The organism is Roseateles sp. P5_E1, from assembly GCF_054049335.1.
Genome location: NZ_JBFUMN010000306.1, coordinates 1 through 609, shown reverse-complemented (window position 1 = coordinate 609; position 609 = coordinate 1). Strand labels below are relative to the sequence as shown.

Sequence of the window (609 nt, the reverse complement as noted above, 5' to 3'; positions counted from 1 at the left end):
CGCCTGGCTGGAGAAGACCCGGGAGCGCGATGTGCCTGCGGTTCGCGTGCGGGCCGGCATACCGAGTGCAGCCGCGCCGCTCGCATTTACCGTGAAGCCCGGCCAGATCGTGCTCGCCGCCCGCGCCATCGTGGCCAATGCCGATGTGGACTACCACGGCCCCGATCGTTGCGAGGACATCAATGCGACGACCCGCGACTGCCTGCTTCGCCGATTCACCGTCCACCTGTCACCTGCGCCCATGAAAGCCGCGCGGGTCCTTGTTGGCATCAACTCAACCCCCCTCACGCCCGCACAGAAGGCGCTGCTCGCCCGCCTAGAACCGATGCAGGTGCAGGTAGTGGGCCGTGCTGGCACGCCCGATCCGCTGCTGGGTACGCCGGTGTCGCTGCGCAAGCCGGTGGACGGATCAGCAGGCGCGAAGTAGGCACGAGGCGACGCTGTCGCCTCTCGCAACACGTGTACGCGGGCATGACTGCAGACACATACGTGCGCGCAGCGGAAGTGCAAGAGTGAGTCGCAATCAACGCAGCACGCTTGTACCCAGGCGCTGCGGACACTGCACCCTGCGGGATCGTTGCCATTGGCACAGGTCCTGCCCACGCTCTG

Annotated in this window: 1 pseudogene; it reads left to right on the top strand. The window is 66.8% G+C overall.

What is annotated here, in order from left to right:
• Window positions 1-427: pseudogene (locus ACXJKJ_RS31210) on the top strand (hypothetical protein); the annotation flags it as partial.
• Window positions 428-609: the final 182 nt, after the last annotated feature.